General features: G+C 68.0%; 12 protein-coding genes. 6 read left to right on the top strand and 6 right to left on the bottom strand.

All coding sequences use genetic code 11. The annotated features are described in order from the left end of the window. The first annotated feature begins 33 nt into the window (after positions 1-33). The 3 genes from menE to menD are packed head-to-tail and all read left to right on the top strand — an operon-like array spanning position 34 to position 3,673. Entirely contained in the window at positions 34-1,113 is a 1,080-nt protein-coding gene (menE, locus tag OG474_RS12115; protein ID WP_405062350.1) for an o-succinylbenzoate--CoA ligase, read from the top strand. Next, positions 1,110-2,036 carry an o-succinylbenzoate synthase gene (locus OG474_RS12110; RefSeq protein WP_405062349.1) on the top strand — a complete coding sequence of 309 codons (927 nt, stop codon included), beginning with the start codon at positions 1,110-1,112 and terminating at the stop codon, positions 2,034-2,036. Before menE ends, OG474_RS12110 begins: the two co-directional genes overlap by 4 nt. Beyond that, positions 2,033-3,673: a 2-succinyl-5-enolpyruvyl-6-hydroxy-3-cyclohexene-1-carboxylic-acid synthase gene (menD, locus tag OG474_RS12105; protein WP_405062348.1), complete on the top strand. Its 1,641-nt coding sequence runs from the start codon at positions 2,033-2,035 to the stop codon at positions 3,671-3,673. The genes OG474_RS12110 and menD overlap by 4 nt, the downstream gene beginning before the upstream one ends. Here the strand turns inward: menD and mptB are convergent. The 4 genes from mptB to OG474_RS12085 form a co-directional block, all read right to left on the bottom strand. Beyond that, positions 3,621-5,069 carry a polyprenol phosphomannose-dependent alpha 1,6 mannosyltransferase MptB gene (gene mptB, locus OG474_RS12100; RefSeq protein WP_405062347.1) on the bottom strand — a complete coding sequence of 483 codons (1,449 nt, stop codon included), beginning with the start codon at positions 5,067-5,069 and terminating at the stop codon, positions 3,621-3,623. The two genes, menD and mptB, sit on opposite strands and share 53 nt — an antisense overlap. A gap of 205 nt (positions 5,070-5,274) precedes the next feature. Continuing rightward, the gene (locus tag OG474_RS12095) at positions 5,275-6,039 is read right to left on the bottom strand and encodes an ABC transporter permease (RefSeq protein ID WP_405062346.1); all 765 of its coding nucleotides are present in this window, start codon (positions 6,037-6,039) and stop codon (positions 5,275-5,277) included. Further along, positions 6,036-7,019, bottom strand: coding sequence for an ATP-binding cassette domain-containing protein (locus tag OG474_RS12090; protein ID WP_405062345.1), 984 nt, complete (start codon positions 7,017-7,019; stop codon positions 6,036-6,038). Before OG474_RS12090 ends, OG474_RS12095 begins: the two co-directional genes overlap by 4 nt. 971 nt (positions 7,020-7,990) lie before the next feature. Beyond that, complete coding sequence (locus OG474_RS12085; protein WP_405062344.1) at positions 7,991-8,611, bottom strand: PadR family transcriptional regulator; 621 nt, start codon at positions 8,609-8,611, stop codon at positions 7,991-7,993. A 56-nt stretch (positions 8,612-8,667) separates the two neighbouring features. Between OG474_RS12085 and OG474_RS12080 the strand changes: the two genes are divergently transcribed. Genes OG474_RS12080 through OG474_RS12070 form a run of 3 tightly spaced genes read left to right on the top strand, consistent with a single transcriptional unit; the run spans position 8,668 to position 11,085 of the window. Continuing rightward, positions 8,668-9,522 (top strand): GNAT family N-acetyltransferase, encoded by an 855-nt coding sequence (locus OG474_RS12080; RefSeq protein ID WP_405062343.1) that lies wholly within the window; start codon positions 8,668-8,670, stop codon positions 9,520-9,522. Beyond that, on the top strand, positions 9,519-10,361 hold the full coding sequence (locus tag OG474_RS12075; RefSeq protein ID WP_405062342.1) for a GNAT family N-acetyltransferase: 843 nt from the start codon (positions 9,519-9,521) through the stop codon (positions 10,359-10,361). Before OG474_RS12080 ends, OG474_RS12075 begins: the two co-directional genes overlap by 4 nt. Next, a complete protein-coding gene (locus OG474_RS12070) occupies positions 10,348-11,085 on the top strand; it encodes a GNAT family N-acetyltransferase (protein ID WP_405062341.1) in 738 nt (245 codons plus the stop codon). The genes OG474_RS12075 and OG474_RS12070 overlap by 14 nt, the downstream gene beginning before the upstream one ends. Here OG474_RS12070 and OG474_RS12065 read toward each other — a convergent pair. Next, a complete protein-coding gene (locus OG474_RS12065; RefSeq protein WP_405062340.1) occupies positions 11,078-11,695 on the bottom strand; it encodes an MBL fold metallo-hydrolase in 618 nt (205 codons plus the stop codon). The genes OG474_RS12070 and OG474_RS12065 overlap by 8 nt on opposite strands. Positions 11,696-11,775: 80 nt before the next feature. Then, positions 11,776-13,047 (bottom strand): isochorismate synthase MenF, encoded by a 1,272-nt coding sequence (locus tag OG474_RS12060; RefSeq protein WP_405062339.1) that lies wholly within the window; start codon positions 13,045-13,047, stop codon positions 11,776-11,778. Between the last annotated feature and the right edge of the window lie 88 nt (positions 13,048-13,135).

Below are 13,135 nucleotides of genomic sequence, written 5' to 3'. Positions count from 1 at the left end.
CAGGGATTCTTTCAGCCGTACGCTCGGACTGTTATGTCTACCCTCCATCTGGTCCCCGGTACGCCGGATGCCGTGCTGTCCGCGCTGACCGGCGTACTGGATGGCAGCGGCCCGCCGTTCGCCCCGCTACCGGCGGATCCGGCGGCTGCCGAGCGGGTACGGCGTGCTGCCGCACCGGACCGGCCGTTGGAGGACGACTGTGCCGTGGTGCTGACCACCTCCGGCTCATCCGGTGAGCCCAAAGGGGTCCTGCTTTCCAGGGACGCACTGGTCGCCTCGGCCACAGCTACGCACGAAAGACTCGGCGGACCGGGCCAATGGCTGCTCCCGATGAAGCCGTACTTCGTCGGTGGCCTGCAGATCCTCACCAGGTCCCTTCTGGCCGGTCAGGAACCAGTACTGCTCGCCGACAGCTTCAGCGAGTCCACCGCCGCGATGACCGGCTCCCGCCGCTACACCGCGATGGTGCCGACGCAGCTCGCCCGCTATCTCGACACTGACCTGGACGCACTGCGTACCTTCGACGCGATCATCATCGGTGGCGCGGCCACTCCGGCCCCACTGAAGGCCCGGGCGGCCGAAGCCGGCGTCACCGCGATTCCGGCGTACGGGATGACTGAAACCGGTAGTGGGTGCGTCTATGCGGGCCAGCCGCTGAGCGGCTCCGAAGTAGCTCTCGACGACGGCCGCATCCTGATCAAGGGCAGCACGCTGTTCTCCGGCTACCGTTTACAGCCCGCGCTGACCGCGGAGGTGCTAACCGATGGCTGGTTCCGGACGCAGGACCGCGGTGAGCTCATAGACGGCCGGCTGCGAGTCATCGGCCGCATCGACGATGTAGTGATCTCTGGCGGAGTCAACATCACCCTGCCGACCGTGCAAGCTCGGCTGCTCGAACACCCGCACGTGAAAGACGCAGTGGTGCTTGGCGTCCCCGATGCGGAGTGGGGGACCAGAGTGGTCGCGTATGTCGTCGGAGAGCCGAGCCGCGATGAGCTGCGGGACTTCGTCGCAGAAGTACTCCCCAGGACCTGGGCTCCACGTGAGGTGCGCCGGCTGGACGCGATCCCGATGCTTGCCTCCGGCAAGGTTGATCGGCAGGCGCTGCTGTGATCACCTACTCGATCGGACTGAAGAACAAGTTTCGCGGCATCACCGTCCGCGAAGGCATGCTCTTCGAGGGCCCAGCAGGCTGGGCGGAGTGGAGTCCGTTCCTGGACTACGACGACGCCACTTCGGTCGCCTGGCTGCGCGCAGCACACGAGGCCGCGTACGACGGTTGGCCCGCGCCACTGCGCGACGTCGTACCGGTCAACTGCACGGTGCCCGCGATCAGCCCCGAGAAAGCCGCAGCGATCGTCAGAGCGTCTGGCTGCCGCACTGCCAAGGTGAAGGTTGCTGAGCCCGGTCAGACCCTGGCTGACGACCTCGCCAGGGTGGAAGCAGTCCGGGACGCGATCGGCGACGGCCAGGTGCGCATCGACGCCAACGGCCTCTGGTCGGTAGACGAGGCGCTGCACGCGCTCAAACAGCTGGCACGCTTCGACCTCGAGTACGTCGAGCAGCCGTGCGCCGCCGTCGAGGACCTGGCCGCAGTACGGCGTCGTACCGACGTACTGGTCGCCGCGGACGAGTCGATCCGCCGGGCCGAGGACCCCCTGCTGGTCAAGAAGCTCGAGGCTGCCGACATCGCCGTGCTCAAGGTGCAGCCGATCGGTGGAGTCCGAGCTTGCCTGGAGATCGCGGAACAGATCGGTCTCCCGGTCGTCGTCTCTTCGGCTCTGGAGACCTCCGTCGGGATCGCTGCCGGTGTAGCCCTGGCGGCAGCCCTTCCGGAGCTCCCGTACGCCTGCGGTCTGGCCACCGTCTCCATGTTCACCAGTGAAGTCGTCAGTACGCCGCTCCTGCCGGTGGACGGCTTCCTGCCAGTACGGCGAGTGCAGCCGGACCAGCTCGAAGCCAACCGGGCCGACGCGGCGCGGACTGCGGTGTGGGAAGAGCGTCTGACCCGAGTGCAACAGAGGAGTGCTGGATGAACCCGTCCACTGCGTTCGCCACCGTGGTGGTCGACGAGCTGATTCGCTGTGGAGTCCGGGAGGCCGTGGTCTCGCCAGGCTCCCGCAGTGCCCCACTCGCACTCGCCTTCGCGGCAGCAGATCGCGCCGGCCGGCTGCGGCTGCACGTACGGATCGATGAGCGTACGGCGGGCTTCCTGGCCATCGGACTGATCCGGGGGACCGGTCTGCCCGTACCAGTCGTGACGACCTCCGGTACGGCGGTCGCCAACCTGCACCCGGCTGTCCTGGAAGCGTCGCACAGCGGACTGCCGTTGATCGTCCTGAGTGCAGACCGCCCACCGGCACTCCGTGGTGCTGGTGCGAACCAGACCACCGATCAGCTCAAGGTCTTCGGCTCAGCGGTCCGCCTGTTCCACGAGCTGGGCACTCCGGTCCGAGAGATCGGTCAGGTCGCCTACTGGCGCTCGCAGGTCGCACGGGCCGTAGCCAACGCCACCGGTGCTCGTTCGGCCGACCCGGGTCCGGTGCAGCTCAACTGCCCGCTCGCTGAACCCCTGGTGCCGACTGAAGGCGAGGACTGGCCAGAGTCGCTGGATGGTCGCAGTACTGGGCCGTGGACCGCAGTGCACGCAGCTGCTGGTCAGCCGTCGACGGTGTCACCCGGACCGAAGACAGTGGTCGTCGCTGGTGACGGAGCATCCCAGGCAGCCCGGCTGGCGGCAGAGGCGGGTCACTGGCCGCTGTTCGCGGAGCCGTCGAGCCGGGCCCGGACCGGACCGGCAGTGATCTCGGCGTACAGGTTGTTGCTGCAGGCAAGCGATCTGACAGCTGAGATCGAGCGGGTGCTGGTGTTCGGGCACCCGACGCTGTCCCGGCCGATCTCGAAGCTGCTGGCCAGGGCCGACGTCGAGGTGATCGTGGTCGCGCCGACCGGGCTGTGGCCCGACCCGGCCCGTCGCGCCGCAGCCGTGGTCACTGGCCTCAAGGTCGCTGCGCCGGACACCACGGACTGGCTGGAGCGCTGGCAGCACGCAGACCAGTCCGCACGCCCGGCGATCGACAAGCTGCTCGCCGACGGCCTCACCGGGCCGGGGATCGCCGCGATCGTCGGCGCCGCCGCCGGTGCGGACGGCATGCTCGTGGTTGCCTCCTCGAACGCCATCCGCGACCTCGATCTGGCGCCGGTGGTCCCGATTCGCACCATCGCCAACCGCGGGTTGGCCGGCATCGACGGCACTGTCTCGACAGCTGTCGGAGCCGCCCTCGCGAACGCGGGCGCGACGTACGCGCTGATCGGTGACCTGGCCTTCCTGCACGACTCCAACGGACTGATCATCGGCCCGGAGGAGCCGCGGCCCGACCTGCGGATCGTCGTGGTCAACGACAACGGCGGCGGGATCTTCTCCACGCTCGAGCAGGGCGACCCGACGCACGCGTCACACTTCGAGCGCGTCTTCGGTACGCCGCACAACACCGACCTCGGCGCGTTGTGCGCTGCGACCGGAACGCCGTACCAACTGGTGGAGACCGCAGCGGACCTGCAGGCCGCGCTGGCAGCCACTGTGGCTGGTGTGGACGTGATCGAGGCCCGCGTACCGCGGTCTACGCACCGACCGTTGGCTGAGGAGCTGGTTGCGGCACTGCGGTCGGTCTAACCCGTGCGGCGGGGTGCAGCGTCCGCAGCCGGTTGAGCAGCGGTGCGACGACGGCGATCACCAGTGCGGTCGTGGTGAGGATCGGAATGGTCGCACCGCGCAGTGAGGAGTTCAGAGGCGCAGCGATCGTGAAGATCAGGCTGACCGCAATGATGCTGGTGACTAGCCGCCGACCGGGCCGGGCGACGGCCAGGAACGGCAGACACCACAGGAAATACCAGTCGTGCGCCGTCGGACCGAGCAGGACGATCGCTAGCAGGGCTATGCCGACTGCACGGGCAGCGTGGTGGATTGACGAGCGCAAACTCAGTACGGCGATCAGTGTGATCGCCAGGAGCATGCCGGTGAGCTTGACGATCTCCAGCGACTGCTCAGCAGCAGTGTCCTGACCCAACAGGCCGAGGATGCCGTGCGTGGCGTCGCCGACCAGATTGGCGATCGAGAACGGCGACCGGACCAGCCCTGGTACGTCGAGTGCGTTCAGCCAGCCCGCACCGACATCTGTGACCGCACCGACCGTCACGAGCGCCAGCACGGAGACCACTCCCGCCAGGGCGAGACTGGCGAACCGCGACAGCCGTCCGCCCATCGGGCTCATCACTGCGGCGATTGCGATCACCACCAGCCCACCAGGGAGCTTCACCGCGGCAGAGATGCCGGCCACGACGGCCGCCGTACCCCAGTGGCCTGTCAGGGCTAGTGCGAACGCGCTGCAGGCCAGACCGAGCATCAGGATGTCGTTGTGGGCCGCTCCGATCCCGTGCATGAGCAGCATCGGGTTGGCGACCACCAGCCAGGTCGCGAACACCGGATCGACCCGGCAGGCCACTGCAAGCTTCGGAATGGTCCAGGCGATCAGTGCGATGCCGATGACAGCCAGCAGCCGATGCGCCAGCATCAGGACGTACGGATTCATGGTCAGATGCGCCATCAGCCCGCCGTACGCGAGCGGCAACGGCCCGTACGGCGCTGGGGTCTCCATCCACCGTGGATCGACCGCCTCGACGATGTGGCCGGACAGTGCAGCCGGACCGACCGCATAGGGGTCGAAACCCTTGGCCACCAGCGCACCCTGCGCCGCATAGCTCCATGCGTCCCGACTGAACAGCGGCGGGATCAGCAGCAGCGGCAGACTCCAGTACGTCGCCATGCGCACCAGGCGAGGCTTCTGCCCGGCCATGACGTGCCGGCCGACCTCTAGCCAGGCCCACGCCATCAGTCCGAGCCCGACGACCATGAAGGCCAGTGCGATCATCCGGCCGGCCAGTGTGCCGCGCAGCTCACCAGTGACCGGGAACGACGCAACCCACGACGACGCAGGCACTACCGAGGTCACCAGACTGGTGCAGGCGACGACGACAGAGCCCACCACTCCACGGACCAGGGGCGAACGCACGACCGGACGCTAGTCCGGCAGTGCGACGCCCCGATGAACTCAGAGGGTGTTTCGGAAGTCCAGACCTACTGCGGGGCACTCGGCACGGCACCTCGCCGCACGGGTGCAAAGGGAACGATGCTCCGCATCGACCCCTTCGCCCCCGCGCACCGAGCCACCGCACCGAGCACCTCCTCGCTACGGCCTGGACTTCCAAAACACCCTCTCAAGCCGATTCTTTCCTGAAGGTCCGCGCACCGACAGTGAGACCGACGACAGTCAGAAGTACAACCCAGAACAGACCCCATAGCGCAGCACTGCTGTCGACCTCGCCACGGAACATCGCCCGGACGCCGTTGACCACATGCTTCAGCGGACTGATGTCCGAGAGCCGCTGCAACCAGGTCGGACCGATCTGCATCGGCAGCAGGATGCCGGACAGCAGCAGCAACGGCATGGCGATTCCGTTGAGCAGTGGAGCCAGTGCGTCTTCGCTCTTGGTGATGAGAGCCACCGAGTACGACAGTGATGCGAAGGTCGCGCCCAGTAGAGCCACGATGACCAGGGAGAGCAGCACGCCCTTCCACGGCGCGCGCAGCCCGAGCGGTATGGCGGCTACAAGCAACAGCACGGACTGCACAACCAGTACGACGACGTCGCGCAGTACCCGCCCTGCCATCAGTGCGATCCGCGAAGCCGGCGTGACTCGGTCGGCCTCGATCACGCCGGCTCGGTACTCCGCGATCAGACCGAAGCCGACGAACATCGCCCCGAACATGCCGAGCTGGACGATCAGACCGGGGATGAACACCTGGTAGGCGTTCGTGGTGGCGCCTTCGCTGATCTGTGCGGTGATCGGCTTCAGGAGCGGGCCGAACAGGAACAGGTACATCAGCGGCTGGCTGAGCATCAGGATCGACCACATCGGGTTGCGCAGCGACAGCCGCATCGCCCGGTTGAACACGATCCACGTTTCGCGCAGTACCGTCATGCCGCAGCCTCCTTGCCGGTCGGCTCGGGGGAGTCCTCACGCAGCGACCGCCCGGTCATGGTCAGGAACACGTCGTCCAGCGTCGGCCGATGCACCTCGACACCCTCCAACTCGATCCCCTGTGCGTCGATCGACCGCAGTAGACCGGGCAGCACCGACCCGCCGCGCGGGATCCGGAAGTTCACCGTGACACCGTCGGTCTCGATCGCCACTGCGCCGTCCAGCTCGGCAACGATCTTGGCGACCGCCGGTGCCTGTGTCGCGTCCGCCAGGTCGAGCCGGACGCCGTCACCGGAGACCTGCTGCTTCAGCTCCTCCGGACTGCCGGCGCCGACGATCTTGCCGTGGTCGATGACCAGGATCCGGTCGCAGAGCGCGTCCGCCTCGTCCAGGTAGTGCGTGGTGAGGAAGATCGTCGCGCCCCGCGACCGCAGCCCGCGGATGTGCTCCCACAGGTTGGCCCGCGCCTGCGGGTCGAGGCCGGTGGTCGGCTCGTCCAGGAAGATCAGCTTGGGGTCGTGGATCAGCCCCATCACGATGTCGAGCCGGCGCCGCTGCCCACCGGACAGCGTCTTGCACTGCCGCCGCCACAGCCCGGGCAGATCCAGCTCCTCGAACAACTCCTGGCCGCGGGCAGCCGCCTGCGCCTTCGGTACGCCGTACAGGCGCGCGTGGTCGACGACCTCGTCACCGGCGATCGCCTCGGGCAGCGTGGACCCGCTCTGCGGGACATACCCGATCCGGCGGCGGACGCCGACCGGGTCCTTGGCCAGGTCGCACCCGGCCACTGTCGCGGTGCCGCTGGTCGGCGTGATCAGCGTCGCGAGCATCCGCATGGTCGTCGTCTTACCGGCCCCGTTCGGCCCGAGGAAACCCACGATCTCGCCGTCGGCGACCGCCAGGTCCACCCCCTGTACCGCCTGCACCGGCCCTCGCCGGGTCTTGAACGTGCGGACGAGTCCGCGAGCTTCGATCATCATGTAGCCAGTCTGCTCAATCAACCTTGAATAGTCAAAGTTGAATAAGTGACTGCGTCCGAAGAGTTGCGGTGCGTGGTCGGTGTGTTTTCGGACGTTGTGCTTCGGGGTTGGCCGGTACGGCGGGGGCGCGCTCGGATGCGGCCGGTGGGGTCGGTTCGTGGTTGTTCGCCGTTGCGGCCGGCTGGGAAAGGCGGGGTGGTGGGGGTGTGCGAGGTTGCTGCAGGTGTTCGGTCGTGGTGGGCTGGGGGCTTTGTCTGGGCAGGAACCCCTCCTCCCTGAATGTGCTCGTCCCGTCCGTTCGCTCGGATTCGGCCGGGGGCGTCGGCGGTGGCTGGTCGCCGCTGCGGCCGGTTTGACTGAGACGGGTGGCTGGGGTGGTCTTTGGCTGAGGGGGATGGTGCGGTCGGCGATGGCGTGCACGTTGTCTGGGGCTGGCGGGCTACGGTTGCGGCCGGTTGCGGGGAGGCCTGGTAGGTGACCCGCCGCGGTGGTTCTGCACTGGCCACCGATGCCCACCAGGGCGGTCGTGCGCTGTTCACCTCAGGCAACGGTCATTGTCATCGCGGCCCGTTCAGGTACCTCAGCCATAGCCCGTCAGCCATCGGCAAGGTGGCTTCGGTCGCCGGCCTCGCCATCCCCCTCAGCCACAGACTCGCCGTACTGGGCGCTTCAGTGGCCGCCGGAGGCGGGCGAATCGCGCCTTTGTGGAACCAAATAGGCGCCCAGTGACCACGAGACTCCACAAAGACGAGCGGACCCGAGCTCCGGCGGCGAATCCGGGGTCAGCGAGGTGGCCCGGCAGCCGCGAGGTGTTCCGGCCGCCGCGACATGGGCGATTCGCTGTGCGGATGCGGGTTTGCGGGGATCTGCTGTCTCTCAGCGGCAGTAGATCCCCGCAGACCGGGAAAACCTGCGGGGATCGCGGTTAACGTCCGAAGATACGAAGACCAGGTACTGCGATCGTTCGGACGTTAGGAGGTGGGGCGGTCGCGCCATTGGGCGATTAGGGCGGGGTCGGGGTCCCAGTCGGAGGGTTCGCCGGCGAAGGAGTAGTCGCCGTTGGCGATCCGCTCGCGGAAGTCGCGGGTCCACTGGAGTTCGCCCTGGTCGCGGGCGGCGGCGATCCGGAGCATCTCGACGACCTGGTTCGGTGTCCCGGAGTCGGCCAGGATCTGTCGTTCGTTGAACGGGCCCGCCTTCAGCCGGGCGTCGATCTGCGCGATCCGCGACTCGAGCGCGGTCAGCACCTCGTCCCGCTGCAGCGTGTACAGGAAGCTCAGCGCGGCCTGCATGCGGTCCGGATGGAAGCCGTCCACCGTCCACAGGTGCTGCCGCAGCAGCGAGAAGAACTCCGTGTCGCCGTCCGGTGTGAGCTTGTACGACGTTCGCCCCGGCCGGTGCCCGGGACCTTCCTCGAGCTCGACCAGGTACCCGTGCTTGGCCAGCGTCCGCAGCCCGGTGTAGACCGAGCCCGGGTTGATGTTGGCCCAGTCCTGGACGTTCCACGAGAGTAGCTCGCGGCGCAACTGGTACCCGTACGCCGGCTGGAAGATCCGGACGATCCCGAGCAGCAGCAACCGCGTGGTGGACATGGTCGCAGTGTAAATCGCAGGCAAGTGACCGCCGCGCAGGCGTAGTGTCCAGGACCATGCACGTCCAAGTGACCAGCGACCCGGCTGCCTTCTCGCGACTCGTCTTTCCTTTCCTGCAAAAGGATCCGGTCCTGAACACGATCATCCTGAGCAACGTGCGCGAACGGGCGGTCGGCATCCGGCCGGCGGACGACGTACCGCCGTACTTCGTCTCGGTCCACGACCCCGACGTGATCGGCGTCGCGATGCGCACGCAGGGCCGCGGTGTGTACCTGGGCTCGCTGCGCGCCGACCTGGTGGATGTGGTGGCCGATCAGTACCTCGAGCTGTACGACGGCGTCGCGTCCGAGGGCTTGTACGACGAAGCGGTGCCGGGCGGGGTCGCCGGTGAAGCGGCGGCGGCTCAGCGGTTCGCGGATCGCTGGTGCGAGCGGCGGGGTGGTCGGGCGCAGGAGGCGATGCGGACCCGCCTGCACAAGCTGATCACGCACACTCCGCTCACAGCCGAGGCCGGTACGGCGCGGCTGATGCGCGCGGAGGATGCCGACCTGATCACGGACTGGGGCCAGGCCGGATTCCCGGAGCTGCGGGGGAGCCACGACTGGGCGGCGCAACGGCTGGCCGACGAGACGATGTGGATCTGGGAGGTCGATGGGGAGCCGGTGAGCATGGTCGGCTACCACATGCCGATCTTCGGAGTCTGCCGGGTCGGGCCGGTGTACACGCCGGAAATGCATCGGCGGCGCGGCTATGCCGGTGCGCTGACCAGTCGCGTCACGGCCGAGATCCTTGCCCAGAGCAACCTCGCCTGCCTCTACACGGACCTGGCGAACCCGACCTCGAACAAGATCTACGCCCAGATCGGCTACGAGCCCGTCGCCGACTTCGTCGTCCTGGAGTACACCGCATGACTGTCCGTCTGACCATGGATCCAGCCGCCTTCCAGAAGCTGGTCTTCCCTTACCTGCAACGCGATCCGGTGCTCAACTCGCAGGTCCTCACGAACGTCGCCGACCGGGTGCGCGGGATCATGAACGATCCGGTCCCGCCGGTCTTCGTCTCCGTTCACGACGACACCGGCGAGGTGGTCGGCGCAGTCATCTGTACGGCGTTGCGTGGGATCAGCATGATGGGCCTGCCGGCCGAGCTGGTCCCGCCGGTGGCAGAGGTCTTGGCCGATGCGGCGCCAGGTGCCATCGGTGTGTTCGGGTCGGCGGCGGCGGCGGCACGTGCGTTCGCCGAGTTGTACAGCGAGCGCACCGGGCGGAGCTTTCGGGAGGTGGACCAGGCTCGGCTGCACAAGCTCGAGGTGTTCGTTCAGCAGCGGGCCGATGGTGCGCCGAGACTCGCGACCGAGGGCGATCTCGACGTGGTGACGCCGATGTTCGGTGCGTACCGCCGGGAGGTCGGTCATGCCGACGAAAGCCCGGCTGCGGACCGGACCTGGTTGCAGCAGCGAGTTGAGCGGGAGCGACTCTGGGTGTGGGAGGACGGTGGGCGGATCGTCACGATGGTCGGTCACCAGAGTCCGGTGTTCGGCGCGGTCCGGGTTGGTCCGGTCTACACGCCGCCGGAGCATCGCGGTCGCGGGTACGCGAGTGCGCTGACCGCCGAGGTCACTCGCCGGTTGCAGGCTGCCGGCGATCAGGTCTGCTTGATGACAGACCTCACCAACCCCACCTCGAACAAGATCTACGCGGCTATCGGATATCGGCCTGTGCAGGACTTCGTCGGCTATGCGTTCACCTGAGCATCTCGCCCTGCTCGAGGAACTCGATCAGGGCGGCATGCTCGTCGAGGTCCCCGGTGGCTTCGCGGTCGCCCGGGAACCGCGCGGAATCCGGCTGGGCGACGTACCGGATCAACCGGATGCTCTCGTCGCCGAGCTGCTGAAGGTGGCGCCGCACTCAGCCGCGATCGAAGGCGAAGGGGAGTCTGCCGGACGATTCGCCGAAGCCTGGTCAGTTGCCACTGGCAAGCAGTTCCATGAGGTGGGCGGCGTACGCCTTTATCGCCTGACCGAACTGCGGCCAACCCCAGCAACCGGCACGCCCCGCCTCGCCGAGCCGGTCGATGCGGAGACCTGCGCCAACTGGCTGCACGAGATGACGAGCACCGAAGACGCCCGACGAGGGTGGATCCCAGGCGACCGGCCCGCGAACCTCAAAACCGCAGTCCACAAGCTGATCGCAGCCAACCGCCTCTGGCTCCTCGAGGACAACGGCCACCCCGTAACCCTCGGTGCCCATCGCCCAGTCCTGCAAGGCGTCGTACGCCTAGGCCCGATCTACACCCCCGCCGAACACCGCCGCCACGGCCACGGCACCACCATGACCGCCCACCTCGCCCAGCTGTTCCACGAGAAAGCCGAGGTCTGCTTGCGCACAGACCTCGGCAATCCGGACTCGCACCGCGTCTACCAGCGGCTTGGTTTCGAGGCCGTCGTCGACCTCCGGCGGTTTGCCCTCAGTTGATGGTGAGGGAGTCGCCGGGGGCGAGCTTCTGGTAGGGGCGGTCGTCGGAGTTGAGGAAGCGGGGCATCATGCCGAGGCCGATCTCCGAGAGCAGGCCGTCGTGGATGCCTACCAGTTGCTCGGCCTTGACGGCGCGGGCGTAGTCGACGGCGGGCGGGAGCGCGAACCAGGGGCCCGAGATCGGGACCAGGTTGGTGTGGACGGCGCGGTCGGGCTGGGTGAAGGAGTCGCCGGGGTGGTAGACGGCGTCGTCGATCAGGAAGCCGATGTTCTCGCAGGGGACGCCCCACTCGGGCAGGATCACGGCGTGGTCCTTGCCGTAGGCGCTGACCGCGAAGCCGGCCGCGTCGAAGGACTGGCCGCCTTCGACGACGTGCACGCGGTCGCCGAGCTCGGTGAGCTGGGCGGCGACGCCGGCGTTGGTGTAGACCGCCACGTCGAGGGCCTTCACGCGCTCGATGTCGAGGTGGTCCATGTGTTCATGCGTGACCAGTACGGCGTCGGCGCGCTCGAACACGGCGTCCTCGCTGAACGAACCGGGGTCGACCAGCAGCGTCTTCCCGTCCTTCTCGAGCCGAACACACGCGTGCGCAAACTTCGTGAGCTTCATCAGTCTCCTCGGTACGTGCTCACCGGAACCGCCCCGGCGTTCGGAAAACCAAGTTACCCCGCGAAGAAATTCCCTCCCGGTCAGTCCCCGAGGGCGTCTCGCATCGGAACCAGCTTGGCGTTCGTTTCGGCGAGCTCGGCGACCGGATCGGAGCCCGCCACGATGCCGGCGCCCGCGAACAGGCGGATCCGGCGGGCGTCGGTCGGATCGGCCTGACCGCAGCGGAGCGCGATGCACCACTCGCCGTCGCCGGATCCGTCCATCCAGCCGACCGGTCCGCTGAACCGGCCGCGCTCCATCCCCTCGATCTCGCCGATCAAGTCGCGCGCCACGTCCGTCGGCGTACCGCAGACTGCCGCCGACGGGTGCAGCGCGGCGGCCAGCCCGAGTGCGGACGCGCCGTTGTTGGCGACCCCCGCGACGTCGGTGGCGAGATGCATCACATTCGGCAGGTGCAGCACGAAGGGTGTCTCGGGGACGTTCATCGACTTGCAGTGCGGCTTCAGTGCGTCGGCCACCGACCGGACGGCGAACTCGTGCTCCTCGAGGTCCTTCGAGGACCGTGCCAGCGACGCGGCCAGCGCGAGGTCGTGCGCGTCGTCCCCGGTACGGCGAATTGTCCCGGCCAGCACGCGGGACGTGATCAGGCCCTTCTCCCGGCGGACCAGCAGCTCGGGCGTCGCGCCGATCAGCCCGTCGACCGAGAAGGTCCAGCAGTTCGGGTAGGCCTCCGCGAGCCGGCGCAGCGGCCAGCGGAGATCGATCGGCTGCTCGGCGATCGCGATCAGGTCGCGGGCGAGCACCACCTTGTCGAGCTCGCCGGAGGTGATCCGCTTGATGGCGTCCGCGACGATGCTCGACCAGTCCGTCCCCGACCGCGCTCCGTCGGAGAACGTCACGTCGTACACGGGAGAGGCCTCGTGCGTGACCAGATCGGGAGGTCCGGCGAGTGAGCTCGCGGGCGAGATCGTGGTCACCCAGGTGGTGCCGCCACGCCGCCCGACGATCACCTCGGGGACGACCAGCTCACCCGGATCGGAGTCGGTGAAACCGAAGGAACCGAAGCAGACCAGTCCCGACCCTGGTACGCCGATCTCGTCGCGGACGACGGCCGCGCCGACCAGCTCCTGCCACCAGAGCACCGCGTCCTGAAAGCGGTTGCCACCGGCAACGTCAAGCCGGGCCGCGACACCCCAGCCGATGTGACCGTCGCCACGGCGGACCCAGCTCAGCCCGCCTTCGGCCGGCAGGTGGTCGATCAGCTGCTTCGCCACGCCCTCCACAGGCTGGCTGCGAACCACCAACTGCGGTGCCGCCAAACGACCGGATCGGACCGGTTCAGACAGAGACACGCAACCACTCCTCGCTAGCGCTCAGGCCCCGGATCACGACGGCCGCGAATGCACTCACGAGGTCCAAGCGTACGACCGTCCGATGTCC

The sequence above is a fragment of the Kribbella sp. NBC_01505 genome, from assembly GCF_045040285.1.
In the GTDB taxonomy this organism is placed as follows: Bacteria; Actinomycetota; Actinomycetes; order Propionibacteriales; family Kribbellaceae; genus Kribbella.
Note: the sequence above shows the minus strand (reverse complement) of the source record. Positions and strands in the feature narration are given on the sequence as shown.